The sequence below is a fragment of the Snodgrassella gandavensis genome (assembly GCF_914768025.1).
GTDB classification, from domain to species: Bacteria; Pseudomonadota; Gammaproteobacteria; order Burkholderiales; family Neisseriaceae; genus Snodgrassella; species Snodgrassella gandavensis.
Window position 1 is genome coordinate 88,131 of the sequence record NZ_CAJZCE010000002.1, and the last position, 26,816, is coordinate 114,946.

Below are 26,816 nucleotides of genomic sequence, written 5' to 3' on the forward strand. Positions count from 1 at the left end.
TGTTAAATCGCTAATTTTTTAAGCTGATATGGTGTTGTCTGGTATAAATTCCAGCCTGACTAATTAGGGAAATCTGCGAGTTTTCAGAAGTGTGATTTTTAGTATGGCTACAGAAAAAAGAACCCGCTATTAAAATGATTAAATCTGAATAGGAGAGAAAATCGACATATCGAATGGCGAGGGCAGAAATATAAATAGCTTAGATACTCAATTATGAATATTAGCAAACATCTTTATTTTATTATACAAACAATTTAATAATTTAACTTAAATAGCATCTTTTTTTGATATATATTTGATTTTTTTATATTTCTACTTGTGCAATCTGAAAGCAGGGGGTATAACAATAATCTGGTTGCATACAGATTAGTCACTTCAGATAATTGTTTTGTCTGTTTCAGGAATTTAAGAGACAGAGATTAAGTGGCGTGTAGTTACGGTTATGGTGATGCAGCTATGAGTTAAAAGTGGTGAGCTGAATAAATTGAATGAGGCAGGTAAAGGAATATTAATGTTTGGGGCTTAAGCAGTATTTTATGCATATTTTATAGCAATGTACTTTCCATGTGTTTATGGTGATTATTATTGCCTGTTTATGTGCTGCCTGAGCAGTAACCTCGCTGCAAAGTGAGAAGAGTTTGAGAAATCAGGTAAAGACTGATTTTTACACTCAGGATATTACTTGCTATATTAATGAGTAACTATTGTTATATAATGCTGATTAATTGATATAAAAATTCATTAAATACGATAAAATTAGAATTTTATTGCTATTTTATTATTTTAAAATATTTAAATAACTCATAACGGATTATGAATTTAGATTTATTTTGGCTATACTTATTAAAATTATTTGATGGTTTGTTTGGAATTGTGAATTTATGGCTATTTTGGCTGGAACGAACACGATTAAGAAAGTGGCCAAAGAACACAGGCAAAGTATTTTGGCATTTAGTACTGGTAAGAATGCGGTTGCTGCTTATCTAGCCATTAAGGATAGTTTTACCGATGTTTATCCTTATTATTTGTATTTGGTGCCAGAGCTGGAATTTGTGGAAGAACAGCTTGATTTGTATGAGCGTCAGTTTGGTTTCAAGATTACTCGTTTACCGCACCCTGCGCTGTATCAAATGCTTAGAGCACATGTTTTTCAGCCACTATACAATATACCGGTAATTGATGAGGCGAAACTGGTGGATTTTGATTATGCCGATATTCGCAAGGTAATGTGCGGAATGTTTAATTTACCGCTGAATACGCCGGTAGCGAATGGCACTAGGGTGGAAAAAAATCCGAAGCGGCGACTGAGTATGTTGCGACATGGTTCGATTGTGAAGAGCCAGCGTCAGTATTATCCGATATGGGACTGGAAAAAGTCTGATTTGCTACATTGTTTTACGCAGCACAATGTCAGGCTTGGAAGTGATTACAAGGTGTTTGGCTGTTCTTTTGATAGCTTGGATTTGCGTTTTTTGCTGCCTATCAAACAGTTTTATCCACGTGATTATCAAAAGATTTTGGAGTTTTTTCCATTGTGTGAACTGGAAATTTATCGTTGGGAGTGTGCTCATGGAAAAGGATAAAAGCGTTGTGGAGGCTGGAATGTCTGCGCAGCCCGATTTGGACAGCAAGGCGCGGAATATTTCCGAACCGGGGTCTTTTTTAGAATGTTCTGCGCGTGCTGACCGCCGTGCGGATACGGAAGCGTTAATGCAGCTTGAGGAACTGAAGCATGAGTTTGAACGTGCTAAACAGATGCCCAGACAGCTACGTCAGCGGGTTATGGATAGTGAATATTGGTGTACAGTCTGTTTTCAGACACATGAGCAGCTAATGGTTTTTCTTAATGCGTTGGCCATACTCCCTTATGAAAACAAGTATATTGACGGGCAGTTGCTGGCTCAGAAACTGGGGATTGAGCTGCCGTCTGGTGCGGTGAGATTTCGATTATCTAACTATGTGGATAAGGATTTTCAGAAGCTGGTTGATAATTAAGAGGCAGGTCTGTCGTGGCCGACTGAATAAAATAACCGCCCTGTTCTGGTGAACGGGGCGGTTATTTTATGTGGATTTTACAGAACTGTGCGTTTGTCCCATTCTTTACTCAGGCGTTTGGCGGAAACGGGATAAGGGGTTTTGAGCTCCTGTGCAAACAGGGAAACGCGCAGCTCTTCGAGCATCCAGCGAAATTCGGTTATGGCAGTGGGTACAGGCTGGTTTTGTTGCTGATATTGCTGTACTTTTGTCTGCCATGTGGTGGTGAGTGTCTGAATATCAGCCTCACGGGCAGCATCACGTGCGGGGCTGCTGCCGTATTTGTCCATGCGCTTGAGCATGGCTTGCAGGTATACGGGTAGACGCGGCCACTGCTGCCACGGGGTAGCACTGGCAAAACTGGGGTAAATCAAGCTGTTGAGGTGCTGGCGCAAAAGTTGGGTTAATGGATGTTTACCCAGATGGCTATTGACTTCGGCATAGGCCTGTGCGGTTTGCAGGGCATAGTGATTGACGGCTTCTTTTACCGCTGGTAGACGGCTGCGCGCTCGCTTGAGCTGTTCCTTGAAGGATTTTTCGTCGCGCGGCAGCTCGTCTTCGCCTATTAGGGCGCGGTCAAGAACAGCATGGGTAAGGTCTTCCCGCAGCTTGTCCATGCCAAGATGTTTGAGCAGCATGGCGATTTGGGTGAAATCTGGCAGGCCTTTGTTGAGGTCTTTAATCTGTTCTTTCAGGTGCAGGCTCATCAGGGCGAGTACGCCGCTGCGATGTGCCTGTTCGGCGGCAGCCGCGGTATCAAACAGGCGTAAGGCGATGCTGCCGTTTTTTTGCTGTTGCAGGCCAAGATAGCCGGTGAGTTGTTGCTCGGCGCGGGCAAATTTGATGCTTTCTGGTAGTTTGCCAATATCCCAGTTGGTGATGTTGTCGCGTTCAAATTCGTTGCTGTTGTCGCGGAAGGTTACCGCAGCCGCTTGTCCGAGCTGTTGTTGCAGGACGTGGAGGTCGCGTCCGCTGGCCAGTTCTGCGCCGCTATCATCTATTACTTGAATGTTGAAATAACAATGTGCTGGCAATTGTTGTATGCGCCACTGTTCGATATCTATCTGGCTGAGCAGGCGCATGTCGCCAGCTTGTCGGGCAATGGCGTCTGCTAACTGTGGTAGCAGTGGGGCATTGATGTCGGGATTGCTGCTGAGAAAGGCTGTGATGAAATCGGGTACGGGTACGCAGATACGGCGGATTTGTTTGGGCAGTGCTTTGATGAGTAATTGCAATTTTTCGCGAATCATGCCGGGCACGAGCCATTCAAGCCGAGTGGCACTGATGCGGTTGAGCAGAGGCAAAGGGACAGCTACGGTAACGCCATCCAGCGGGTGATGGGGTTCGAAGCGGTAGCTGAGGGCACAGCGGCCGTCTTTGGTGTCGAGGTATTCGGGAAACTGGCTTTCGGTGACGTTGCTGGCTGCGTGTTGCATCAGGTCGTCACGGCTCAGATACAGCAGTTTGGGGTTTTCGGCTTCAGCCTGTTTGCGCCAGGTTTCAAAGGTACAGATATCGGCCAGTGGCAGATGGCGATCTTTGCTTTCTACACTGGCTGGCAGACGCTGGTCGTAGAAGCTGAACAGGGCTTCTTCGTCTACCAGTACATCTTGCCGGCGAGATTTGTGTTCCAGCTCGGTGATTTCTTCTATCAGTTTCTGGTTATGCTGGAAAAAAGCTGCTTTGAGGCTGCATTCCTGTGCTACCAGTGCGCTGCGGATGAAGATTTCACGGGCTTCTTTTGGGTTGATGCGCCCATAGGTGACTGGTCGACGGGGCATAACAGTGAGGCCGTACAGGGTGATGCGTTCGCTGGCCACAACTTCGCCGCGTTTCTGTTCCCAATGTGGTTCGAAGTAGTGATGGCGCAAAAGATGAGGGACTTCGCTTTCAATCCATTCCGGTTCGATTTTGCCAATATCGCGCGCATACAGTCGGGTAGTTTCGGTGAGCTCGGCAGCAATCACCCATTTAGGCTTACTTTTAAACAATGCAGAAGTAGGAAACAGATGAAAATGGATGCCACGTGCTCCGGTGTAGTCGTGTCCTTCGGGGCTTTTGAGGCCAACATTGGTTATCAGGCCAGTGAGCAGAGCGCGGTGAATCTGTTCGTAGCTGGCTTCTTTGACCTGTTGCCGATTCTGGCGCTGCTGGCGGCGGTCAATTTGCTGCTGTTTGAGTCTGGCAGATAAATCCTGATCGTCGTTTTTGCTGGCTGCTGGCTGGGTAGTGTTGTTGTCAGGGATTTGCCGGTAGGCACCGGCTTTATCGGTAAGCCTCATATCGATGGCAATTTGTGCCAGTTGGTGATGCAGTTCACGCCACTCGCGCATGCGCAGGTGGGAGAGGAAGTATTGATGACACCACTGTATCATTTGCCGGTTGGATAAACCTTTATCGCGTTCACGCTGATAAGAATCCCAGATGTTGAGGTAGGCAAGAAAGTCAGATTGCTTGTCGTTGAAGCGTTCGTGCGCTTTGGCTGCAGCTTCGCGTGCTTCCAGTGGCCGTTCGCGCGGATCCTGAATCGACAGGGCTGCTACGATTACCAGCATTTCGGCAACGCATTGCAGGCGTGTGCCGGCCAGCAGCATGCGGCTGATGCGTGGGTCTAGTGGCAGGCGTGCCATCTGTTCGCCCAGTTTGCTGAGCTGGTTGTGCTCATCTACCGCACCAAGTTCGAGCAGGATTTGATAGCCGTCGTTGATGTAGCGCTGCTCGGGAGCCTGTAAAAAGGGAAAGGCGTTCACATCGCCCAGTTTGAGGCTAATCATGCGCAGGATAACGGCAGCAAGATTGCTGCGGATGATTTCCGGGTCGGTAAATGCAGGACGCTGGTTGAAGTCCTGTTCACTATACAGGCGGATACAGATACCTGCGGCAACACGGCCGCAACGACCGGCACGCTGGCGTGCGGCAGCCTGACTGATGGGCTCGATGTGCAATTGTTCTACTTTGGCGCGGGCGGAATAGCGTTTTACCCGAGCCAGACCAGTATCGATAACATAGCGGATACCGGGTACGGTAAGGGAGGTTTCGGCAACGTTGGTAGCCAGCACGATGCGCCGCTGGTGGCCACTCGGATGAAAGATTTTATGCTGTTCGGCAGCAGATAAGCGCGCGAACAGGGGCAGGATTTCGTCGTTACGACGCAGCGGTGATTGCTGTAATGCATGTGCAGCTTCGCGGATTTCACGTTCGCCGGGCAGGAAAATCAGAATGTCGCCATTGCCTTCACGTGCCAGTTCGTCGGCAGCATCAACGATGGCGTCGTTGATTTCTATTTCGGCTTCGTCTGCGTCGGTGCTGTGCAGGGGGCGATAACGAATTGCTACCGGATAGGTGCGGCCGGATACTTCGATGACAGGAGCGGGTAAGCCGTGCAGGGCGAAGTGTTGGCTGAAGCGTTCGGCATCGATGGTGGCAGAGGTAATGATGACTTTCAGGTCGGGGCGCCGTGGTAAAAGCTGTTTGAGATAGCCCAGCAAAAAGTCGATGTTCAGGCTGCGTTCATGTGCTTCATCGATGATGATGGTGTCGTAGGTGCTGAGAAAGCGATCGGTCTGGCTTTCGGCCAGCAGGATACCGTCGGTCATCAGTTTGATATAGCTTTCGGGTGCGGTTTTGTCGTTAAAACGTACTTTATAGCCTACGTTCTGGCCAATCTGGCTATGCAGTTCTTCGGCAATGCGCTCGGCTACAGAGCGTGCAGCCAGCCGTCGTGGCTGGGTGTGGCCAATCAGTCCGGCCACGCCGCGCCCAAGTTCGAGGCAGATTTTCGGCAACTGGGTAGTTTTGCCTGATCCGGTTTCGCCGCAGACGATAATTACCTGATGCTGGCTGATGGCCTGTTTGATTTCTGCGCGTTTTTCATGTACGGGCAGGGTATTGTCGTATTCGGGTACGGGGAGTCCGGCCAGTCGTTGCAGATAGGCCTGATGAGAACGCTGATAACGGCTGTTTACTTTTTCTTCACCGCCATAACGGGCAGGATTTTTACAGGCTCGTTGCAGATAAAAGCGGTCTTTGCTCAGGATTTGATTAAGTTCGTATGCTGACATGGCACAGATATTGCCGAAAAATGATTGAATATGCGTATTATAACAAATCTGCTTAAAATGCTTTTGGGCGGCATTTTATAGCAGGTTTTGGTGTTTAATTAGGCAATTTGGGATACAAACTGGCGGATAAGTAGCTGCGCAGTTTTCTGTTTTATAGGCACAATAGTTGCTGTAGCAAAAAAATAGCTTGATGCTCTGTTGGCTAATGATACTGTGCTATGGTGTTCTGGTGTTCTGGTGTTCTGGTGTTCTGGTGTTCTGGTGTATTAGAACACCTCTGTGTGAATTTTGGGGTTGCACTGTGCTGGAAATAGACGGAATTTTCAGTTATGCGGGTGTTGCTGGCGCCAGATTTTCAGGCCAATCATGATGAATACGCCAAATAAGAATGTGCATACGAGCCCTAGAAAAATCAACATTATACGAGCCATAGACATGCGTACTGCGGCGTCGTCTCCCATAAACAGCCAGATAAACCATGAGGCCAGTATAACAAACAGGACAACGATGGCGATAATTAGTGAGGTCTGTTTACGTGGGTGGGGAGGATTATTGTTTTGCATGGTCTGACCTGTCAGAGATGATGGATAACGAGTGGTTTACTTTTGTGGCTGACAACTTCGGTATCCAGATTAAATATGGTTTGAATGTTGTCTATGGTAATTATGTCCTCTGGTGTGCCCTGCATGACAATCTGCCCATTTTTTAGGGCAACAATATGGTCGGCATAGGCTGCGGCCATGTTGATATCATGGACAACCATGATGGTTGTCAAGCCCTGTTCGGTGGTAAGCTGGCGCAGCAGGCGCATTAGTTCGCGGGCATGATACATGTCCATATTGTTGAGCGGTTCGTCTAGAATAACATGTTTGGTTTGCTGGCAGAAAGTCATGGCTACGAGTGCGCGCTGGCGCTGGCCGCCGGATAGTGCACTCAGATAACGCTGTTGCAGCGCTTCCAGTTCAAAACGCTGCAATGCCTGATCAACAATTTGCTGGTCTTCGGGAGTAACTCGCCCCTGATTGTGTGGATAGCGGCCAAACAGCAATAAATCGCGTACGGTAATTCGACTCTGTATATTGTTCTCTTGCGATAATATCGCCAGTTTTTTGGCGATAGCGGTAGATTTGCTGTGGCTGACATCAAGTTCATCAATATGGATGCTACCTTGTTGCAGCGGTAGCAGACGCGCAATCAGAGAAAATAGGGTGGATTTACCTGCACCATTGGGGCCGATCAGTGCGATAATGCTTTTATCAGGTATGTCGAGATTGATATCGCGCAGGATTGCTGTGCCGTTGATGTTGTGGTTAACATTTTTTATGGTAATCATTTTGCTGTTAGGTTCAATCGGTAGGCAGAAAAATAGTTAATATAAATAAGTATGTGTCTGAAATAGTTTAGCGTTTACGCTTTAATACCAGCCACAGAAAGACAATGCCACCGCAAAATTCAATGACGACACTTAATACTCCCTGCATGCCGAGTAAATGTTCAAATAGTAGCTGGCCACTAATTAGTACTAGCGCAGCTACCAGAAATGCGGCTGGAATTCGCAGCTGATGCTTCATATTGGGTACACAGGCATTCACCAGTGCACATATCAGTAAACCAAAAAAGCTCACGGGCCCCACCAGTGCGGTGGAAACCGAAACCAGCAGGGCAATCCACAGCAGGATGCTGCGGCTCAGGCGCGCATAGTTTATCCCCAGTGCAATGGAGGCATTGCGCCCGAGCATAAGCACATCTAGCTGATAGCGCATTCGCCAGATCCAGACAGTGCTGCACAGCATCACGCTGATGCCGATTATCAGCATGTTGATGTTTACGGAGGTAAATTGGGCAAAATAGCGGGTCTGCGCAACAGCAAATATGGTGGGATCAATCAGGCGTTGCAATAAGCTATTGAAACTGCGAAACATGACGCCAAAAATCATGCCGGTGAGTATCAGTCGTGCCAAGTCACCATTGCTGTTTTTGGTTAGTGTACGAAACAATAGTAAGGACGCCATCATCATTAATGGCGCTTCGATAATAAATTTACTCAGCGCACCGATGCTGGTGTAGCCCACTGCACCAAACACAAACAGGGTAATGGTTTGCAGTAGCAGATAAAGTGAATCATAGCCAAGCAATCCCGGGGTGAGAATGGGATTATGGGTCAGGGTCTGGAAAAGCAGGGTGGATACGCCAACTGCGTAGGCGACAGTAAGCAGCATGAGCAGTTTTTTGCCGCGCAGTTGCAGAACAAAATCCCAGCCGCCCTTGACTCCGTAGGTCATAAACAGGATGCTGGTAATGATTAACAGAATACTGAGCACGCCGAGAAAACGTGCACCGGCATGGTGTAATGGCATGGTTGGGTTATGCTGCATGTACGGAAGGCTTTCTAAACAGCAGGTACAGGAAAATCAGGGTTCCGACAATACCGAAAATCAGGGATACTGGTATTTCATAGGGCGGGTCAATAGTGCGACCGATAATGTCACATACCAGCAGGGCATTGGCACCCAAAAGTGCAACTGCGGGCAGATTTTGCCGTAAACGGTCACCTGCCAGTCGGGAAACGATATTGGGTACCACCAGCCCGATAAAAGGAATCTGGCCAACAGTTACCACCACAATGGCGGTAATTGTGGCCACCGTAATCAGGGAAATCCACATCATTTGTGCATAGTTGATGCCCAGACTGGTACTGATATTCTGTCCCAATCCGGCAATGGTGAGCCGGTCGGCGAGAAAATAGATAAGTAGTGCCATCAGGCCAGTGAGCCATAATAATTCATAACGCCCTGCCAGCACGGCAGAGAAATCACCGGCAAACCACACGGCCAATAATTGTAAGGTGTTGGTTTCCACACCAATGAAATTCACCATTGCTTCAATGATGCTGCCGTAAATAATGCCGATTAACGGAATCATCATTTGCCGGTGAGGGGGCAATCGGCGAAACAGAAGTAAAAACAGGGTCATGCCCAGTAATGCGGCAATACTGGCACAGCTCATTTTGGCTAGCTGGCTAGCCTGTGGCAACCAGATAGATACCAGTAATACGCCAAGTGCTGCACTTTGGGTGGCACCGACCATATTGGGTTCGAGGAAACGGTTACGCAATACAATCTGTAAAACCATGCCGGCCACTGCCAATGTGGCACCGGTGAGGATAATGGCCAGAGAACGGGGCAGGCGGCTATACAGCAGCAGGGAGCGTGTATCGCTGCTGCTAAATAAATCACCCCAATGGAAAGTGGCTGCGCCAATGCTGATACTGATAATCAGTAACAATGGCAGCAGCAATAGATTGATTGTATTAATCTGGAAAGAACGAAACATAAGGCACAAAAGGATACAGACAGCAGGTTTGCGCTATGGTCGCGAATTTTGCGCGACAAAGCGAAACCTGATGACTGTGGATGGATAATGCGCAGCTTAGTGAGCGAAAGCAGCCTTGATATTGGTCAGGTCGGTTTTCATTTGTTGCACACCGCCGGCAGCCAGATAGGAAGCACTGCTCAGGTAAATAACATGGTTTTCTTTCCATGCCTTGGACTGGCGTACCAAATCGTTGTTAAGCACGGCCTGAGCCGTTTTACCTTCTTCACCAATGGCTGCTGTGCGGTCGATAACGAATAACCAGTCTGGATTGATTTTCTGTACATATTCAAAAGATACAGACTGGCCATGCGGTGCTTCCGGAATACTGCTATCTGCTGCCGGTACGCCTACCTGAGTATGTATCCAGCCAAAGCGTGAAGAAGATCCAAAGGCAGAAAGTTTACCAGCGTTTACCATCAGAATCAGGCCAGTGCCTTTCCCTTTGACAGCCTGCTGTGTTTCAGCCAGCAGGTTTTGGATATCATCATGCAGTTTTTTGGCTTCTGTTTCTTTCTTAAACAGTTTGCCGTAGCTATCCAGCATTTTCAGGCCATCACCAATCAAATCCTGCCCGCTGTCAGACATATCCATGGTAGGAGCCAGCGCAGCCAGCTCATCATATTTAGGTGCAGTACGGCCTGAGATGATAATCAACTGCGGTTTCAGGGCATGGAGGGCTTCCATATCTGGTTCAAACAGCGTACCGACGTTGTTGACCGTTTCCAGAGTCTGCTGCAAATACGGTACCAGTACTTTTTTCGGTGCGCCAACAACAGGCACTTTCAATGCTTGTAAATCGTCCAGCGTAGCCATATCAAATACCACGACTTTGGATGGGTTTTCCGGTACTGCCATTTCACCACGAGCGGTATTTACGTTAACAGTTGCTCCACTGACAGCAGCAGAAGCAGCCGTATTACTGGCAGTGCTATTTTCATTACTTTTTTGACCGCAGGCGGAAAGTAAAGTCAGTGCCAGTACCGACAGAGCAAGAGGTTTCCAGCAAGATTTAATCATTTTTAGAATTTCCTATCATTATCGTTTGCAATAATTATACTGCCTGAGCAGAAGTAAGGTCACTTTTCTGGTGCACAGCGCTTATTTTTCGATAAATTTGTGCCGTGTCTCATGATAGCTTTCTTCATTTTCTCCCTGACGCCAGTAGGGAACGGCGTAGTGGCGCTGGGGTGGTAATTGCCATTGTGTACGCAGTAATTCACGTAGTGGTTTAACCAGTGCTGCTTCGCCCGCAACCCAGGCAAAATCATCACAGACAAGGGGGACAAAAGTACTGACAAGTTTTACTAGTGCCGGAATTTGGCTTAAATCACCGTAAAAGGTATGCAGACGCATTCCGGCGGGCAGGGAAAGGGTAGCCGGTAAATCCTCTGCTTGGGGCAGTAACAGTACAACATCGCCACGTGCATCCGGCTGCATACCGGCAAGCAGTGACTCAATGGCCGGTAGGGCAGTGATGTCGCCGGCAAACAAATAACGCGCAGCCGTTTTCAGCATCGGATTCGGGCCGCCGGGGGAAGAAATACCGAGTATATCTCCCGGCTGAGCCTGTTCGGCAAATGCGCAAGCAGGGCCACTGTCGCCATGTTTTACAAAATCAATACTAATTGTGCATGCCTTAGCATCATAATCACGGATAGTATAGGTGCGCACAATCGGTTTGTTATCCGCTTCCGCCCAGTTAAAGCCATGGCCTGAAAATTGGGGCAGTTGTGGTGTTGTCTGCCCAGGGCGCGCCAGAAAAATTTTGATGTGAGCACCGTTAAACTGGTGCGGATACTCGGCCAGTTCTGCACTGTGCAAAACCAGCCGGCGCAGATTAGGGCTTAAATCGATAATCTTGTGCACGCGTACCAGATAAGCGTGATGTGGTGAACGTTTATTCATTATTATTGCCGGTTGATGAGATGAAAAAGTGCCAGTTGCAGGCTTTTGCTAAACATACTGCCATGATTTTCATAAGGGAAATGTTCATGTCTGATGGTTAAATCAGTGTGTTGCTGTAATTCGTTAATCAGTTTTTCAGTTATGCTGCCCTGTCTGGCAGTGAGCTCATTGCGTATTTTGATACGCGCTGCTATCTGAGGATTTTTAGGCGTTTTATTTACCTTAAGCTTACTGTTTAATATCCATAAACTGCTGGCAGACAGAGCAACCTTACGCTTGAGCATGTTTGCTGCTTCCTGTTGGAGCAAATCTCCGTGTAACCATACAGACGGATCGGCAGCGATATAGTGCTGAAAAAGATTAGGCCGAGTAACCAGCGTATGCAACACCATCAGTCCACCATATGAATGTCCCCATAGGGTTTGTGCATTAATATTAACCGGCACTATCTGCTGTACTGCCGGCATAATTTGATTCTGGATTAAATCGAGAAATATATCAGCACCACCATTTATTCTGCTTGAATCCAGTGGGTCGGTATTGTCATCATCCGGTGCTATGGTGTAATCATAGGCGCGTGCCTGTGCGTCAAAACGTTTATCGGTAGCATAGCCAAGCAATACCAGTACTGGAGGCTGAGCCTGTGTGGCCAATGTTTGCATATTAGCCGGAGTAAGCAAGTCCAGCACAGCATTGCCATCCAGTGCGTAGAATACAGGAAAACCACTAGCAGGTGCTTTCTGGTCTGGAATGGCTATATAAACACGATAATGGCGCTGCCCGTCTGCCGAGGTAAGCGGCAGGGTAGTAAAGTGATAACCACTGTGCTGCTGTTGTAGTACAGTAAGATTGGCTGTTTGATGCAGATTGGGCTGTGCTTTGGCTGTGTTGTGCAAGATTAAGGCCGTAAAAAACATTAATAGAAAAATAATAATCTGGCGCATTTTTAATCTTTCCGTCAGTTGACTGGTTCTATAGAACATATGGAGACAACAGGAAGACAGTGAGGTAAGATTTTGTTGCTGCATTGCAAAAAATGATGAAAGAGCTGTTAAAAAATGGCCAGATCAGATTGTTTCGTTAAAGCATATTGCTAATTAATAAATCATGTTTAACCTATTTGATGCGGTTGTTTGGGATTTTGGGTAAATAATAATCATTACTGTTTATTACTATAACTGATTTTTGTTTTCAAGTCATGATAAAACATCATTTTCATTACCCAACAGCTTGCCTAAATGGCAAGCTGTTGGAACAAAATATCAGAAAGAAACCTTCATATTGCCCCAGACTGCACGCCCACGTTCATTATAAGTATAGGCTGTACCACGCAGAGTAGAAGCATAGATACGTTTATTGAAAATATTCGACATTCCGGCGCGAAGATTAATATTTTTAGTAACAGCATAACCGGTGGAAATACCCCAGATACCATAACTGCCGATTTCTTCTCCACTCAGGCCAACAGTGCCCTGTCCGCCATTACCATGTCCGGCTTCAACCGGATTAACCGGAACAGAGCGGGGTTTCTGACGACCATAATAAGTATAGGTCAGTAAAGTGTCCCATTTTTCAGTTGGAGCCCATGCAAGAGATGAGTTTAGCGTATATTTAGGAATAATAGACAAAGGATTACCGGTTGCCTTATTTTTGGAGTTAAACATATAAGTAAAATTATTTACCCATTTCCATTGTTTGGAGAACGGCAGCGTCAGATTACCTTCCAGTCCTTCCACCACTGCTTTGCGGGTATTTGTCCATTCAAAATAGTCGTAGCCTCCCGCGCGTGCAGCCACATTCGTACTACCAGTAAAAATAATCTGCTGGCCAGCCTCAATCTTGTTTTTATAATCGTTGCGAAAATAAGCCAGAGAAGCCAGATAGCCATCTTTATTAAATTCGAAGCCCAGCTCCTTATTAATACTGGTTTCCGGTTTTAGCTTACTGTTACCAATCAGGTAACAGCCACGACCACTGCCTGAAGAAGTGGCACAGCCATTACCTTTGCTATACAGCATATAACTTTCCGTACTCTGATACAGATTCGGAACCTTGTATGCGCGTGCAATACCACCCTTAATCAGCCAGTTTGGATGCAGTTGCCAAGCCATGTTTATAGCGGGGCTAATATTTCCGCCAGTTTTATTACTATGGTCGTAGCGCAGCATCGGCACCAGCTTTAACTGCTCGGTGAGGCTGATATTGTCTTCTACATAGCCAGCCCAGCTGCTTAGCGCAGGCGTATGATTGGCTGCTGCCGGATAAATCGCATTGGGTAAAGGAATGCGGCGCAGGCCGTCTGGGTCATCCAGCCTATCGTGCTGATATTCTGCACCCATTGTCAGCACATGCGGCACACCCAAAGTAAAAGGAAAGTTTACCTCACCGGCCAGACGTTTAGTGGTTAGGATACTGTCGGCGTAAGTAATATTCTGGCTGCCCAAATCCTGACACAGGCCTTCCGGCCCGCCCGACAAAGCTTCTGAACAGTGGCTATTGGTGGTTTTATCGTATTGTGCTACCAGCTTGCTGTCGCCCCAGTCCCAAAACCCTTCATGCGTCAGCGCAAAACTCTGGCGGTATAACCGGCGCGTTTCCTTACCATATAAGCTTTGAGTGTAATCGGTTTGCACATTGTTCGGGCCATCACCATTGTAGCGATTGCCCTGCCGGCTATAAGTAGCATCCAGAGTTAATGTCTGCTCAGGAGACAGGCGCCATGCCAAACGTCCGCCCACATCCTTATTAATCAAACCCTCTTGTCCGGCAGCCACAGATTTACTGCCTTTGTCATTTAAACCCTGATTAATGTATGGTGAATCGGCATCAGTACGGTTCAGATTCCCATATACCCGAAATCCCAGAACATCTTTAATAATTGGTCCGTTTAAATCAAAGCCAATACGCTGAGTGTCACCTTCTTCTTTATCTGCTGCTAAATTCATAAAGGCATTAATCGCACCGTGAAACTCATTGCTGACTTTTTTTGTCACTATATTAACCACTCCGCCGGCTGCACCAGAACCATAGCGTGCAGCGGCAGGCCCGCGAATCACTTCAATTGACAGGATTTCTGCTGCCGGTACCCAGTTACTGTCACCAATAGTGTCCCGCTCACCGCGCCAGCTCATGCGCGCACTGTTGCGTGCAGTAACAGGCCGGCCATCAATCATAATCAGCGTATTTTCCGGACCCATCCCGCGAATATCAATCTGGCGTTTATTGCCATGCTGCCCAGAAGCAGTATTGCCGGTAAGATTCACCCCCGGCATCGTGCGCACCAGCTCTGAAATATCATTTACCGGCACTTTACGTTCAATATCCTTACTATCGAGTTTGGATACACCAAGTGACTGTTTAACCTGCTGCTCGGCCGTTACATAAATATCTTCCAGCCTTGCCGTACCATCCTGTGCATACGCAGTGCTGCCAGCAAAAAACAACGGAAATAAAGCCAGTTTAAAAGAAGGGAATGGGTGTTGAGACATACAAAACAGAATATAAAAGAAAGTTTATTAAACAATATTAATGATAATTATTATTGTTATTATTTTCAATTATAACTACATTTAACTAACCAAAAAATACAAATACATACTTATTCAGTATAATAATTTCCTATGGTTACATAATTCAGTTTAATGTGACGAAAATTGACAGCTTTAACAAAAGATTCAGTCTACTGAAAAATTAGCAACAGCTTAACTACAAAATAAACTATTTATTCACAAAGAAATTCTGCTGATCACCCTTTTTCCTGCACATGCAGCTTAGTACTGGCTAAGGTAAAGAGAGAAAAACTGGTAATCCATCGTAGCATGCAGGAAAATAGATAAAATTCAATTAAAACAGATAATAATTATCATGAAGAAAAAAATAACACACTCTCTCTATCCATACATTGCATTGTTGTTATCATTTGTAAGCCCACTACCTATCTATGCTGAAACTTTAGCTTCAGATATTCTTGTTTCTGATAACCCGGTAATAGCATTACCAGTTACTCAAACCTGCGCAGGCGCACCATGGCCAAATATTGTGTGGATACACGTACATGATAATGAAGAAACCGCGCGCCAGACCGCCCTGCATGCGCTAAGCCAAATCCAGCAAGGCTGTTTACTGGATTTGCGCCATGGGGGTAACCGAGAAGTCAGCGTACAAAATAGTCAGGTAAGCTATCAATTTGATCCAAATAGAATTTTTACTCCAAAGGGACGCCAAAGTGCACTGAAATGTCGTCAGGGAGATTGTGCTGCAGCTATGGCTCAGCTTACCCATGCCGCTAATCAATTTCTTAGCCAATATCTAGCTCAAAAACAGCTTATCGTGGCACTGCATAATAATCAGCCTAATAGCGGCTTATCCATACGTAACTATATAACGGGCGGTTCCATGGCAGGTGTAACGCGTCAAATAGTGACCAATTCCGACAATAATGCGCATGATTTCTTCTATGTGACTAGTCAGAGAGCTTTTGATTTTCTGACTATACGTGGTTTTAATGTGGTATTGCAGAATAATGAAGATATCAGCGATGATGGCTCTTTATCTGTCTGGTCTGCTCAGCAGCAGATTGATTATATCAATGTTGAAGCGGGAACAGGACATTCAAGTGCACAACTGGCCATGTTGGCGGCGATATGGGCATATATGCAGCAGTATTATCTGTGATAAAAGTTTCTGATTGCAGAGATAAACGATTACTCATTGATATCATTAAATATATGGATGGAAAATCAGTTTAATCATTGGTAAAAGCGGAAATTATCATTCAGATTGATGATTTATTCTATAAACAGCTAAATAGAATTCTGCTGAAGTTTATGAAGTAAAAATAATACTATTGTTGGATGCGGAGTAAAATACTCTTTAGATTCAAATGTATTTAGGTATCGCTTCAAATAATCATCATAAATTTAAATGTAATAAAAAATAAACAGATATATAATCTGGATTTTATAATATGTTGATTGCTTATTTTATATGATGAAATATATCAGCTGTACCAGTCAGTATGCACAAAGGGGTATAAATGCTTTGCAAAAAGGGTTTACCTTGCTTGAATTGATGCTTGTTATTGCCATTATCAGTATATTGGCTGGGGTGGGGGTAGCAACATACGCTGAATTTGTCGCCCGTTCTCAGGTGGCTGAAGTGTCTACTCTGGCAGAAAATATGAAAATGCAGATTTTAGATAACCTGCAAAGCAATAGCTGTGTTTCTGCTACTACTTTAAACAGCAATGCAGATGTACAAAACGGTAGATATGGAGTAGCGATAATTGGCGGTGCGCCAGTACACAATTCAGGCACATCGGCTTATTCAGAGACGGGTTGTACGATTACGTATCAGGTTAATAATACTTATGTATCACCGTTTATCGCCAATACCAAAATTGTTTTAGACGTATTGAAAAACGGTTCATTACGCAAAAACTCTACTTCCAACATCCCTGATAGGTATATACCGGAAGCGTTTATGTAATGCTATATGTTAATTAGAGGAGTTATCCCTATTTGCGTCTATTTATAAAACATAGATTTATTAAATGAATATACTTAATTTGTGTTGGTTTAATAGAAAAATAAATTTTGGCACGCTAATTGCTACATACATTTTGTAACTCTTGCACAGTTTTTTAAACAAGGAGATTGAAATGAAAGCATTGCAAAAAGGTTTTACATTAATTGAATTGATGATCGTTATTGCGATTATTGGTATTCTGGCTGCTATTGCAGTACCTGCATACTCTGACTACATTGCACGTTCACAGGCTTCTGAAGCTTCTAGTCTTGCAGCTGGTCTGAAAACACAAGTTGTTGATAATATGCAGAACAATGTATGTACTGTAGCTGTTAATAATAATAGCGCCAATAATATTGATCGACAAGAAGGTAAGTACGGTATTGCGGAAATTATAGGTAGCCCTGCCCAGAACCAAGGTGCTCTGAACCCCACTGATCCTACTGGATGTCAGATTCAATACACAGTAAATAATACTGGCGTTTCTTCATCTATTGCTGGTCAAACACTGATATTGGATGTCTTGAAAAATGGGTCATTAAGTAAAGCTGCTACTTCCTCTATGGATGATAAATACATTCCTAAAGCATACCTGTAATTTTTAATTTAATTTTAATAAAAAGCCACCTTTGGGTGGCTTTTCTATATTAGGAACGAGAGGATGATTACAATCATTAATAAATCCTGTTTTCACTATGCAGCATCTACTAAAAATGTTGTTTGTTTTAAATGAATCATGAAGGAGTATTTATTCCTGATCATAGTTCGATAAATGCTTCAGTAGTGGAGCCTTTGCTGAATGTGGCGAATGTACAATTGGTTGCCCAAGGCGAAAATCCTGCTTTGCTTAGTACAATTATGGGTGAAATCCGTGAATTATGTGATTTAAAAGCCAAAAGCTCCAATTTTTCACTTGGACCATGGGATAAATTTAAGCAGTGCGTACCAAATAAATTGCAACAATAAGGCTATAATATACAGTCTTTCCATGCTTCATTTGCAAAGATGTATAATCGTAAAAACTGGTATCCTGCTGTAGGCTTGCACCAGACACGGTTTTTCCCTAAATTCAGTAATATTCAGCACTGTCGCTCTTTTCCGGGGGCTTGTGATTTTAACGTGATACATGATATTTCTGCGGCTAATAAATCCGCAAAAGATAAATCATTTATTTACTGGCTGACTTTGAATACACATCATCCATATGATGAGCATGATATTCTCAGTTATGCTTACGATTGTAAGCAACCACTGTTTGAAGGTAGGCAGGAAGCGTGTCGTAATCTGAATTTACAACATCAGTTCTTTAGAGTTTTGGCTGATGAAATCAAGGCCGGAGGTTTTAAAGATACGGAAATTGTGATTGTGGGGGATCATAGCCCACCGATTATGCTAGATAAGTATAAAGATAGTTTTAAACCAGATTCTGTTCCATTTATTCATGTACGCGTGCATTAATTAAATCAATTGTAAACAAGAATAGAAAAAGCCGAATAAATAAATTTATTCGGCTGTTTAGCTTGCATAAGAATCATTAAATAGCTTGTACTTTCTGGAAATTCTTATATTTTCAATAAAATGTCGTATTGATAATCTTAAAGGCTTATTTTTACTGTAATACAGAGAAATAATGATCAATTGATTTTGTGTATATTGTTTATTTAGAGAATATTATGTGATTATACCCAGTTATTGGGGTATAAAATTACTTCAAACGCTTAAAGATAAAGCTGTTTACTCTTAATTAATATTTAGGCAATATTTTGCTCATACTAATGGCTATTTTGATTAATAATAAAGCTATACATTATCAATTAATTGTCTGTTAAATTATTTTTAAATTCACTATTATTCAATTTTTTATATATTGCCTGTGCCATTCGTTGGCTTGCTCCCTGATGTTGCTGAATAAAAGTTTCTGCACTATCCGACATGCGTTGCCTTTGTTGCGGATTGGCAAGTAAAGTCAAGGTTGTGGTTGCCCACTCATCGGACGACTGAATTTGCTGTGCAGCACCGGCTGCAATTGCTTTGGGGGCGGCATCGGCAAAGTTATAGGTAGATGGGCCAAACAAGGTAGGGAGTTTGCAGGCAATGGGTTCAACAATGTTGTGGCAGCCACTATCAACCAGACTGCCGCCTACAAAAGCAATATCGGCACACAGATAATAGGCAAAGAGTTCGCCGATACTGTCGCCAATCCATATTTGCGTTTCTTCTGCAATATCCTGATTATCACTGCGTTTCTGGGTAATAAAATTCAATTTTTCAGCATATTCGCAAGCTGGCTGAAAACGTTCTGTGTGGCGCGGGATGATTACCAGCAAAGTATTGCCAAATTTTTGTTTCACCCATGCGTCCAGCAGTAATTGTACTTCGTCTGTACCGTGGTAAAAACGGGTACTGGCACAAACTACTACTGGCCGGTTGCCGATGCGCTGTTTAAATGTCTGTGCCAATGCATACATGTCTGCTGGTGGCGATATATCGTATTTGGTATTGCCGCAGACCTGTATATTGGCGGCACCAATTTTATTTAACCGCCGGGCATCGGCATCTGTTTGTGCATAGCAACCGGTCAGCGTAGCCAGTGGTGGCGCAACCAGTGAGCGTACTTTCAGATAACCATGCAGGGATTTTTCTGATAAACGTGCATTGGCCATAAACAGGGGGATATGATTCTGGGCACAGACACTCATCAGATTAGGCCAGATTTCTGTTTCCATTAAAACACCGAATAAGGGCTGGTGTTCGCGGATAAACTGGCTAACCCATGATTTTTTATCATAGGGCAGATAGCGGCATTGTGCTTCAGGGAAAAAATGTTGTGCGGTAGCCCGGCCGGTAGGCGTAGTTTGGGTCATTAGCAGCGGTGTATCTGGAAAAAGACCTTGCAGGGCACGGATGAATTGTAACGAAGCGCGGGTTTCACCCACAGAAACCACGTGAATCCAGATTGCATGTTTTACCGGATTTGGACAGGGCTTACCAAAACGTTCAGACCAGTTGAGTGCATAAGCTGGTGCCAGCTTGGCGCGCCGGCGCAGATATCTGCGTAAAAAGGGTGGGGCGAGCAGCCATAAAAATTGATATAAAAGGTTCAGGAACATATGCATTAACTGTAGAAGCCTATTTCACGGCGATTATAAATTAAAAATCCGGCTTGATTAGTGGTAATCATTGTCGGGGAATATAACCAGCAGCGTAGATATATTGGTGAGTGGGCTGCTATCAAGATGCTGGCTTGTCTGTTTGTGCTTACGCTTCTGCCATATCCAATGCCTGACGGATATTCACTTCAACAATGCGCGACACCCCTTTTTCCTGCATGGTTACGCCTACCAGTTGCTCAGCCATTTCCATGGTCAGGCGGTTATGCGAAATATAGACAAACTGGGTTTGTGCCGACATTTGTTGTACCAGATTACAGAAGCGGCTGGTATTGGCATCATCCAGCGGTGCGTCCACCTCATCCAGCAAGCAGAATGGTGCCGGATTAAGGCTGAATAGGGCAAATACCAGACTCATGGCGGTTAGAGCTTTCTCACCACCGGAAAGCAGATGAATGGTGCTATTTTTTTTGCCAGGCGGGCGAGCCATGATGGATACGCCAGCGCTGAGTAAATCATCGCCCACCATATCCAGCCGTGCTTCACCACCGCCAAACAGGGTGGGGAAATAGCTTTGTACTTTTTCGTTGACTGCATCAAAAGTGGTTTTAAAGCGAGTTTTGGTTTCTTCATCAATGGTGCTGATGGCCTCTTCCAGCAGGGCAATGGCTGCCTGTACATCAGTTGTCTGTTTCTGGTAATACTCAGCACGCTCGTGTGCTTCTTCCAATTCCTGTAATGCGGCCAGATTAACTGCCCCCAGTGCGTTGATTTTCTGTGCTAGTGCGGCAATTTGCTGGCTTAGTTCCGGTGCAGCCTGAGCTGACTTGGCAAATTGCTCAGCCAATGCATCCAGATTGGCGCTATTCTGTTGAAGAGTTTCATGAAAGCGTTTGGCATTGAGCAAGGCTTCCTGTTGCTGTAGCAGGGCTGTTTGGGTATCAGCCTGTAGCTGTGGTAAGCGGCTATTGAGGGTATGTTGTTGCTGTTGCGTCTGTTGTAGTTGCTGCTGAAGCTGCTGTAGCTGTTGCTGTGCGGCTGCACACCGCTCACTGGCCACATCAATCTGCGCATTCAGCTCTTCGGTTTGCAGGGTTTGCTCATCGTCCATTTCCTGCTCGGCAATACCCAGAGCCAGCTCACTTTGGCGTTCCTGCCAGCGTTCGGTGTCGCGGGCAATGCGCTGGCGTTCCTGAGTGGCACTCTGGATGCACTGTTGCAGGCGCACAATGGCCATTTCCACCAGCCCCTGCTGCCGTCGTGCTTCCAGTAAGGCCAGCTGGCTTTGTTTTAATGTCTGCTGCTGATTTTGCTGGCTGGCGGTATGATTCTGTAACTGTGGGCGCAATTGCTCAATAGCCAGAGTCAGGTTGTCAGCATCAGCCTGTGTCTGTTGCTGCACCTGCTGCTGTTGGGTCATTTCGCTGCTTATCTGCGCGCTTTCCTGCTGAATATGCTCATGGCGTAATTGCCCCTGACTGGTGCGTGCCAGTAATTCAGTGGCTTGAGCTGAAGCGGTTTGCCAGCGCTGTTGCTGCTGTTTCAGTTGCTGCTGGCATTGATTTAGCTGGGCTTCGGTATTTTCCAGATTGCGTTGTGCCAGTTGCATCGCTTCTGTTGCTTGTTGTAATGGTTTTTCCAGCGCAGCCAATGCCTGCTGCTGCTCACGCAATTGCTGCTGCTGTTGCAGCAGGCTGATGCCATTATCTTCGGTATATAAAGTAACGCTAACCGCATCAACACAGTGACCTTCCGGTGTGATAATTAGCTGTTGTGGCTGTAAGTCAGTTTGCAGGAGCAGGGCTGCTTCCAGTGTTTCAGCACACCATACCTGCCCAAGCCAATAATGTATGGCCTGCGTAAAAGGCGCTTGTACTTCTATATGCTGCAACAGGGCATTAGGAGCAAGGGGCTGTTTTTCTGCTTCACCAGTCTGATTCACCCATACTGTTGTCTGTTCGGGCTGGGTATCGGCCAGCATTAACTGTTCTGTATACTGTGCCTGTAGTTTATAGCCGAGAACCACGCTGGTGGCGTGCTGCCATGCTGGTGCAACCTGCATATGCTGCCATAGCAATGGGATATCCGTATTAGTAACGCCTGCTATACTGCTGCGCTCAGCCTGCGGCAGCATGGCGGTCAATGTTTCTACTTGTGCGCTTAGTGTGAGCTGCTGTTTGTCCAGTTGCCGGTGCTGCTGCTGTGCCAGAATAAGTGCTTGCTGTGCGCTTTCACGCTGCTGTTCATATTGCAGCAGGTTTTCTTCCAGTGTGGCCACAACCTGTTCCAACTCCGCCACAGTTTCCTGTGCTTGTTGTAGTTCTTCGTTTTGTGGTAAGGCCAATTGTGCCAGTTCTTCTTCCAGACGCTGCTGGCGTTGCTGCAACTGGTTAATGCTGCCAGTTGCATGCTGTTGCTGCTGTTGCTTAATCGCCAGCTCACGCTCCAGCCGCGCCAGCTCATTTTGCTGATTCTGGCGGGTGCGTTCACCCTGATGTGCCAGTTCTTCCAGCTCAGGCATACGCGCTTCATGCTCCGCTGCCTGTAGTGCCCATTCTTCGCGCTGTAGCTGCTGTTCTTCCAGTTGCATAATAGCTGTTTCGAGCTGTTCCTGCTGCTGCTGGTCTTCATTATGCAGCCTTTGCAGTTCAGTTTGAGCCTGAGCCTGCTCACGTGCAATGCGCTGCTGCCAGTCACGCCGGTGGCGAATTTGTTCTTCCAGTCGTGCCCATTGTTCACGCAGACTGGCGCGTTGCATTTCTGCTTCGCGTACCTGCTGCTGTTGTTGCTGTTCCTGCTGGCGTAATTGTTGCAGCGTTTCTTCCAGTACCTCTAATTGCTGCTGGAGCGTTTCCTGTGCACTACCATGCTGCTGATACAGAAGCGTAGCACTGTCGGCCTGATGCAGTGCCTGTTGCCACTGGCTATAATCAAATAAATCCTGTTTATCAGCTATCTGGGCTTTCAGTTCCTGATAGCGCTGGGCAGTATTGGCCTGCCGCCGCAACTTTTCTACCTGACGATCCAGCTCACCTTGCAAATCAGCCAGTCGTTGTAAATGTTCGCGCGTATCGGTCAGCCGGTTTTCAGTTTCACGCCGGCGTTCCTTGTATTTAGATACACCGGCGGCTTCTTCAATATGAGCGCGCAGTTCTTCCGGGCGCGCTTCAATAATGCGCGAAATCATGCCCTGCTCAATCACCGCATAGCCACGAGCACCTACACCAGTACCGAGAAACAGGTCGGTAATATCGCGGCGACGCACGACCTGATTATTAATGTAATAAGTAGAATCGCCCTGACGAGTAAGCTGGCGTTTTATCGCCACTTCGGCATATTGTCCCCATGCGCCCTGCAGCTGGCCGTCACTGTTGTCAAACACCAGTTCCACACTGGCGCGCGGAGCCGGACGGCGGGTATTGGCACCATTGAAAATCACGTCCTGCATGCTTTCACCGCGCAACTGTCTGGCCGAAGCTTCACCCAGTACCCAGCGTACCGCGTCTATCACATTGCTTTTACCACAGCCATTCGGCCCGATGACAGCAACCAGCCTGCCAGGAACAGCAATCGTAGTGGGGTCAACAAATGATTTAAAGCCGAAAAGCTTGATGTGGGTTAGACGCATAGCAACAATAAACGCAGGCAAAAGTGCCGAAAAGCGACTATTTTAGCCGGTTTTAAACAAAAAGACAGTTTTAGTTACAAGGTATAACAGCTTGTCACACTTCAATACCGCTAATAACAAGTGGCCTTAATCCCTGCTGCTGGCACAGCCGTGTTTATTCAGCCCGTCAATAATGGCACAGTGAGGTGAGGCATTACCACCGCAGCCCTTATACCAGTTTTCCAGCGTATCCTTCATACTGCTCAAATCAGTGATTTTCTGGTTCAGGCGCTGGATATGCTCGCCAACCAATGCCTTGACATCCGCACTGGCACGCTGCGGATTATTGCGTAAGGCCAGTAGCTCGGCAATTTGTGCCAGTGAAAAATCCACTTCACGCGCATGTTTAATAAAACACAAAGTAGCAATATCTGCTTCGCTGTAACTGCGGTAACCATTGTGCTGACGCAGCGGCCGGACTAAACCGGCGGCCTCATAATCCCGGATTGTCTTACTGGATAAACCGGATAATTTTTCTGCTGTACTAATATTCATAGCGCATTAAGAAAATACTGTAAATCCGAATTAAAATTTGACTTTATCACAGCGTTAAGGTTTAAGCTTTATTTTATAGATTTTTGATTCAACCCAAAAACCATAAGGAGGCAAAAATGCAAATGGTTCAGTTCAAAATTGACGGCATGAGCTGCGAAGGCTGTGCCAAAAGTGTCACAGCAGCACTACAGGGCAGTCCGGGCGTAGAAACAGTGGCGGTTAATTTTGCCACCAGCATTGCTGATATTGGCTTTGATGACAGCCTTACCAATGTAGATACCCTTAAAGCCGCCGTAGAAGCAGCCGGCTTTGATGTAGTTTAGCCATCAGGCAAGTACGGTGCACAGGCCAAGGACAGACAATGAACGAAAATCAGCATACAACCGCTAACACAACCGCAACAGCGCGCTTTGCCATTGAAGGCATGGACTGTCAGGCCTGTGCCAACCGCATAGAAAAAGTATTGCGCCGGCAACAGGGCATTATTGCCGCCGATGTTAATTTTGCCAGCGATGAATTACAAACCCGTTTTGACAGCAAACTTCTAAGTACAAACGATATCGTGCAGATGGTGGCTAAAACCGGTTTTAAGGCTATACCAGCCAGCAGTACCAATATCGAAGCACTGGCCGATGCCCAGTCTGGTGAGCATGCCGGCATATCATGGCGGTTAGCAATAATCTGGCTAATTGCTATTCCATTTATCATTGGCATGTTGGGCATGTTACTGGGGCAGCAGTGGATGCTGCCACCATTATGGCAGTTTATTCTGGCATCCATTATCCAGCTTGGCTTCGCATGGCCGTTTTACAATAGCGCCATCAAATCCCTACAGGGCGGCGTAGCCAATATGGACGTACTTGTGTCTCTGGGCACAATAGCCATCTGGCTTTACTCCAGCGTAATGCTGTTTAACCAGCATAATCATGCACACCAGTATATTTATTTTGAAGCCAGCGTAATGGTGATTGCCTTTGTATCGCTGGGTAAATATCTCGAACAGCGCACCAAAAAACAAAGTCTCAACAGCATGAGCATGCTGCTGCAACTTACCCCAAAAATGGTACGCAAACAAACGGCTAATGGCTGGCAGCAAGTACCGCTGAGCCAGATACAGGCGGGCGATATCCTGCAAACCAACGCCGGCAATCGCATTGCAGCCGATGGCATCGTATCCAGTGGCCAAGCGTGGTGTGACGAAAGCTATCTCACCGGCGAATCCAAACCATTATTAAAACAGACTGGTGATAAAGTTCTGGCCGGCGCGCTACTTAGTAACGGCAGCATTACCTATCAGGCACAAACCCTCGGCAGCCAAACCCTGCTGGGCGATATGATGCAGGCACTGGCACAGGCGCAGGGCAGCAAAGCACCAATAGCGCGGCTGGCCGACAAAGTATCCATGGTATTTGTGCCCACAGTGGTTGCCATCGCCGTATTAACCTTTATCCTCAACTACTGGCTTAGCAGCGATTTTAACCAAGCAATAACCCGTGGCGTAGCCGTACTGGTTATTGCCTGTCCATGTGCACTGGGGCTGGCCACACCCGCAGCCATGATGGTGGGCATGGGACGCTCAGCACGTTATGGCGTATGGTTTAAAGATGCCGCCTCACTTGAGCGCAGCAGTCAGGTAACTACCGTTGTGCTGGATAAAACCGGCACCCTTACCAATGGCAAACCACAGATTATTGCACAATGGCGTGCTCCCGACAGTAACTTGAATAGCCAGAAAATTCTGCAACTGGCCGCTGCCGTAGAACAGCTTACTACCCACCCACTGGCACAGGCCATCATACAGGCAGCGCAACAGCAGCAACTGCCTGCATTAACTGCCAGTCACAGCCATAGTGATATCGGGCAGGGAACACAGGCACAGATAGCTGGTTACGGCAATATCAAAGTGGGCAATCCGGCCTATTGCGGTTGCAGCATCCCGCAGGAGCTGATGGAACAGGAAGTCTGGCAGATTGCCAGCATCGTAGTCGTGGCCATCAATGAAAAAATAGCCGGTGCATTTGCCATAGCTGATGCACTAAAAGAAGATAGCGTCAGCGCCATTCAGCGTCTACAGCAACAGCATATCGACATCCAAATCATGAGTGGTGACCAGCACAGCGTAGTCGAACACATCGCCAAACAACTGGGCATCAGCCATTATCAGGCACAAATGAATCCGCGCGCTAAAGCAGAAGCAGTACACCTGCTGATGCAGCAAGGCAAAGTAGTTGCCATGGTTGGCGATGGCATTAACGACGCGCCAGCACTGGCCGCCGCCGACGTTAGCTTTGCCATGTATGGCGGTGCAGATGTCGCCACCAATACCGCTTCTGCCACCCTGATGCGCCATTCCGTAACCCAAGTAGCCGATGCCCTTGCCTTAGCCCATGCCACCGTACGTGTGGTTAAACAAAACCTGTTTTTTGCTTTTTTCTACAATATTCTTGGTATCCCGCTGGCCGCTATTGGCTGGCTTAGCCCGGTAATCGCTGGTGCAGCCATGGCGATGAGCTCCATCTCAGTATTACTCAATGCTTTGCGATTGCGTAAAAGCAGATTGGATTGACCATACACATATTCTTTCTGGCTGCTGGCAAACAGGCATATAGTCTGCCAGCAGCCAGTTATCTATAAATCACCAAA

Annotated in this window: 21 protein-coding genes; 9 read left to right on the forward strand and 12 right to left on the reverse strand. The window is 46.3% G+C overall.

The genetic code is table 11. The features are described 5' to 3' along the window. The first annotated feature begins 881 nt into the window (after window positions 1–881). Complete coding sequence (locus tag MJ764_RS02215; protein ID WP_239324246.1) at window positions 882–1,583, forward strand: phosphoadenosine phosphosulfate reductase; 702 nt, start codon at window positions 882–884, stop codon at window positions 1,581–1,583. Next, entirely contained in the window at window positions 1,570–1,995 is a 426-nt protein-coding gene (locus MJ764_RS02220) for a hypothetical protein (RefSeq protein WP_239324247.1), read from the forward strand. Before MJ764_RS02215 ends, MJ764_RS02220 begins: the two co-directional genes overlap by 14 nt. Window positions 1,996–2,072: 77 nt before the next feature. Here the strand turns inward: MJ764_RS02220 and hrpA are convergent, their stop codons facing one another. The 9 genes from hrpA to MJ764_RS02265 form a co-directional block, all read right to left on the reverse strand. Then, entirely contained in the window at window positions 2,073–6,095 is a 4,023-nt protein-coding gene (gene hrpA / locus MJ764_RS02225; protein ID WP_239324248.1) for an ATP-dependent RNA helicase HrpA, read from the reverse strand. A 323-nt stretch (window positions 6,096–6,418) separates the two neighbouring features. After that, a complete protein-coding gene (locus tag MJ764_RS02230; RefSeq protein WP_239324249.1) occupies window positions 6,419–6,658 on the reverse strand; it encodes a hypothetical protein in 240 nt (79 codons plus the stop codon). Window positions 6,659–6,669: 11 nt separating this feature from the next. Further along, window positions 6,670–7,428 (reverse strand): iron ABC transporter ATP-binding protein, encoded by a 759-nt coding sequence (locus MJ764_RS02235; RefSeq protein WP_239324254.1) that lies wholly within the window; start codon window positions 7,426–7,428, stop codon window positions 6,670–6,672. A 67-nt stretch (window positions 7,429–7,495) separates the two neighbouring features. Continuing rightward, window positions 7,496–8,470, reverse strand: coding sequence for an iron chelate uptake ABC transporter family permease subunit (locus MJ764_RS02240; protein ID WP_239324256.1), 975 nt, complete (start codon window positions 8,468–8,470; stop codon window positions 7,496–7,498). Continuing rightward, entirely contained in the window at window positions 8,460–9,428 is a 969-nt protein-coding gene (locus MJ764_RS02245) for an ABC transporter permease (RefSeq protein WP_239324258.1), read from the reverse strand. The genes MJ764_RS02240 and MJ764_RS02245 overlap by 11 nt, the downstream gene beginning before the upstream one ends. Before the next feature lie 96 nt (window positions 9,429–9,524). Continuing rightward, window positions 9,525–10,487 carry a siderophore ABC transporter substrate-binding protein gene (locus MJ764_RS02250; protein WP_239324260.1) on the reverse strand — a complete coding sequence of 321 codons (963 nt, stop codon included), beginning with the start codon at window positions 10,485–10,487 and terminating at the stop codon, window positions 9,525–9,527. 81 nt (window positions 10,488–10,568) lie between these two features. Then, window positions 10,569–11,375 (reverse strand): siderophore-interacting protein, encoded by an 807-nt coding sequence (locus MJ764_RS02255; RefSeq protein WP_239324262.1) that lies wholly within the window; start codon window positions 11,373–11,375, stop codon window positions 10,569–10,571. A gap of 2 nt (window positions 11,376–11,377) precedes the next feature. After that, complete coding sequence (locus MJ764_RS02260; protein WP_239324264.1) at window positions 11,378–12,319, reverse strand: alpha/beta hydrolase; 942 nt, start codon at window positions 12,317–12,319, stop codon at window positions 11,378–11,380. Window positions 12,320–12,637: 318 nt separating this feature from the next. Next, window positions 12,638–14,863 carry a FepA family TonB-dependent siderophore receptor gene (locus MJ764_RS02265; protein ID WP_239324266.1) on the reverse strand — a complete coding sequence of 742 codons (2,226 nt, stop codon included), beginning with the start codon at window positions 14,861–14,863 and terminating at the stop codon, window positions 12,638–12,640. A 376-nt stretch (window positions 14,864–15,239) separates the two neighbouring features. Between MJ764_RS02265 and MJ764_RS02270 the strand changes: the two genes are divergently transcribed. The 5 genes from MJ764_RS02270 to MJ764_RS02290 all read left to right on the forward strand — a co-directional run bounded on the left by MJ764_RS02270 (window position 15,240) and on the right by MJ764_RS02290 (window position 18,359). After that, a complete protein-coding gene (locus tag MJ764_RS02270; RefSeq protein WP_239324268.1) occupies window positions 15,240–16,049 on the forward strand; it encodes a hypothetical protein in 810 nt (269 codons plus the stop codon). A 312-nt stretch (window positions 16,050–16,361) separates the two neighbouring features. Then, the gene (locus tag MJ764_RS02275) at window positions 16,362–16,862 is read left to right on the forward strand and encodes a pilin (RefSeq protein WP_420853914.1); all 501 of its coding nucleotides are present in this window, start codon (window positions 16,362–16,364) and stop codon (window positions 16,860–16,862) included. 172 nt (window positions 16,863–17,034) lie between these two features. Continuing rightward, on the forward strand, window positions 17,035–17,499 hold the full coding sequence (locus MJ764_RS02280) for a pilin (RefSeq protein WP_239324270.1): 465 nt from the start codon (window positions 17,035–17,037) through the stop codon (window positions 17,497–17,499). A 131-nt stretch (window positions 17,500–17,630) separates the two neighbouring features. Beyond that, window positions 17,631–17,867, forward strand: a complete 237-nt coding sequence (locus MJ764_RS02285; protein ID WP_239324272.1) for a hypothetical protein — start codon at window positions 17,631–17,633, stop codon at window positions 17,865–17,867. 9 nt (window positions 17,868–17,876) lie between these two features. Beyond that, on the forward strand, window positions 17,877–18,359 hold the full coding sequence (locus MJ764_RS02290; protein WP_338053812.1) for an alkaline phosphatase family protein: 483 nt from the start codon (window positions 17,877–17,879) through the stop codon (window positions 18,357–18,359). Window positions 18,360–18,715: 356 nt separating this feature from the next. Here the strand turns inward: MJ764_RS02290 and waaA are convergent, their stop codons facing one another. From waaA to MJ764_RS02305, 3 genes are all read right to left on the reverse strand, one after another. Beyond that, window positions 18,716–20,011, reverse strand: a complete 1,296-nt coding sequence (gene waaA / locus MJ764_RS02295) for a lipid IV(A) 3-deoxy-D-manno-octulosonic acid transferase (protein ID WP_239324276.1) — start codon at window positions 20,009–20,011, stop codon at window positions 18,716–18,718. 148 nt (window positions 20,012–20,159) lie between these two features. Then, window positions 20,160–23,639, reverse strand: coding sequence for a chromosome segregation protein SMC (gene smc / locus MJ764_RS02300; RefSeq protein WP_239324278.1), 3,480 nt, complete (start codon window positions 23,637–23,639; stop codon window positions 20,160–20,162). A 126-nt stretch (window positions 23,640–23,765) separates the two neighbouring features. After that, complete coding sequence (locus tag MJ764_RS02305) at window positions 23,766–24,173, reverse strand: MerR family DNA-binding protein (protein ID WP_239324280.1); 408 nt, start codon at window positions 24,171–24,173, stop codon at window positions 23,766–23,768. Window positions 24,174–24,289: 116 nt separating this feature from the next. Between MJ764_RS02305 and MJ764_RS02310 the strand changes: the two genes are divergently transcribed. Both MJ764_RS02310 and MJ764_RS02315 read left to right on the forward strand, forming a co-directional pair. Then, window positions 24,290–24,496 (forward strand): heavy-metal-associated domain-containing protein, encoded by a 207-nt coding sequence (locus MJ764_RS02310; protein WP_239324282.1) that lies wholly within the window; start codon window positions 24,290–24,292, stop codon window positions 24,494–24,496. A 38-nt stretch (window positions 24,497–24,534) separates the two neighbouring features. Continuing rightward, entirely contained in the window at window positions 24,535–26,739 is a 2,205-nt protein-coding gene (locus tag MJ764_RS02315; protein ID WP_239324284.1) for a heavy metal translocating P-type ATPase, read from the forward strand. Window positions 26,740–26,816 lie beyond the last annotated feature (77 nt).

Bases quoted from the DNA above. Each gene is read 5' to 3' on its own strand.
- MJ764_RS02215 (WP_239324246.1), top strand. From the start codon at position 882: ATGGCTATTTTGGCTGGAACGAACACGATTAAGAAAGTGGCCAAAGAA.
- MJ764_RS02220 (WP_239324247.1), top strand. From the start codon at position 1,570: ATGGAAAAGGATAAAAGCGTTGTGGAGGCTGGAATGTCTGCGCAGCCC.
- hrpA (WP_239324248.1), bottom strand. From the start codon at position 6,095: ATGTCAGCATACGAACTTAATCAAATCCTGAGCAAAGACCGCTTTTAT.
- MJ764_RS02230 (WP_239324249.1), bottom strand. From the start codon at position 6,658: ATGCAAAACAATAATCCTCCCCACCCACGTAAACAGACCTCACTAATT.
- MJ764_RS02235 (WP_239324254.1), bottom strand. From the start codon at position 7,428: ATGATTACCATAAAAAATGTTAACCACAACATCAACGGCACAGCAATC.
- MJ764_RS02240 (WP_239324256.1), bottom strand. From the start codon at position 8,470: ATGCAGCATAACCCAACCATGCCATTACACCATGCCGGTGCACGTTTT.
- MJ764_RS02245 (WP_239324258.1), bottom strand. From the start codon at position 9,428: ATGTTTCGTTCTTTCCAGATTAATACAATCAATCTATTGCTGCTGCCA.
- MJ764_RS02250 (WP_239324260.1), bottom strand. From the start codon at position 10,487: ATGATTAAATCTTGCTGGAAACCTCTTGCTCTGTCGGTACTGGCACTG.
- MJ764_RS02255 (WP_239324262.1), bottom strand. From the start codon at position 11,375: ATGAATAAACGTTCACCACATCACGCTTATCTGGTACGCGTGCACAAG.
- MJ764_RS02260 (WP_239324264.1), bottom strand. From the start codon at position 12,319: ATGCGCCAGATTATTATTTTTCTATTAATGTTTTTTACGGCCTTAATC.
- MJ764_RS02265 (WP_239324266.1), bottom strand. From the start codon at position 14,863: ATGTCTCAACACCCATTCCCTTCTTTTAAACTGGCTTTATTTCCGTTG.
- MJ764_RS02270 (WP_239324268.1), top strand. From the start codon at position 15,240: ATGAAGAAAAAAATAACACACTCTCTCTATCCATACATTGCATTGTTG.
- MJ764_RS02275 (WP_420853914.1), top strand. From the start codon at position 16,362: ATGATGAAATATATCAGCTGTACCAGTCAGTATGCACAAAGGGGTATA.
- MJ764_RS02280 (WP_239324270.1), top strand. From the start codon at position 17,035: ATGAAAGCATTGCAAAAAGGTTTTACATTAATTGAATTGATGATCGTT.
- MJ764_RS02285 (WP_239324272.1), top strand. From the start codon at position 17,631: ATGAATCATGAAGGAGTATTTATTCCTGATCATAGTTCGATAAATGCT.
- waaA (WP_239324276.1), bottom strand. From the start codon at position 20,011: ATGTTCCTGAACCTTTTATATCAATTTTTATGGCTGCTCGCCCCACCC.
- smc (WP_239324278.1), bottom strand. From the start codon at position 23,639: ATGCGTCTAACCCACATCAAGCTTTTCGGCTTTAAATCATTTGTTGAC.
- MJ764_RS02305 (WP_239324280.1), bottom strand. From the start codon at position 24,173: ATGAATATTAGTACAGCAGAAAAATTATCCGGTTTATCCAGTAAGACA.
- MJ764_RS02310 (WP_239324282.1), top strand. From the start codon at position 24,290: ATGCAAATGGTTCAGTTCAAAATTGACGGCATGAGCTGCGAAGGCTGT.
- MJ764_RS02315 (WP_239324284.1), top strand. From the start codon at position 24,535: ATGAACGAAAATCAGCATACAACCGCTAACACAACCGCAACAGCGCGC.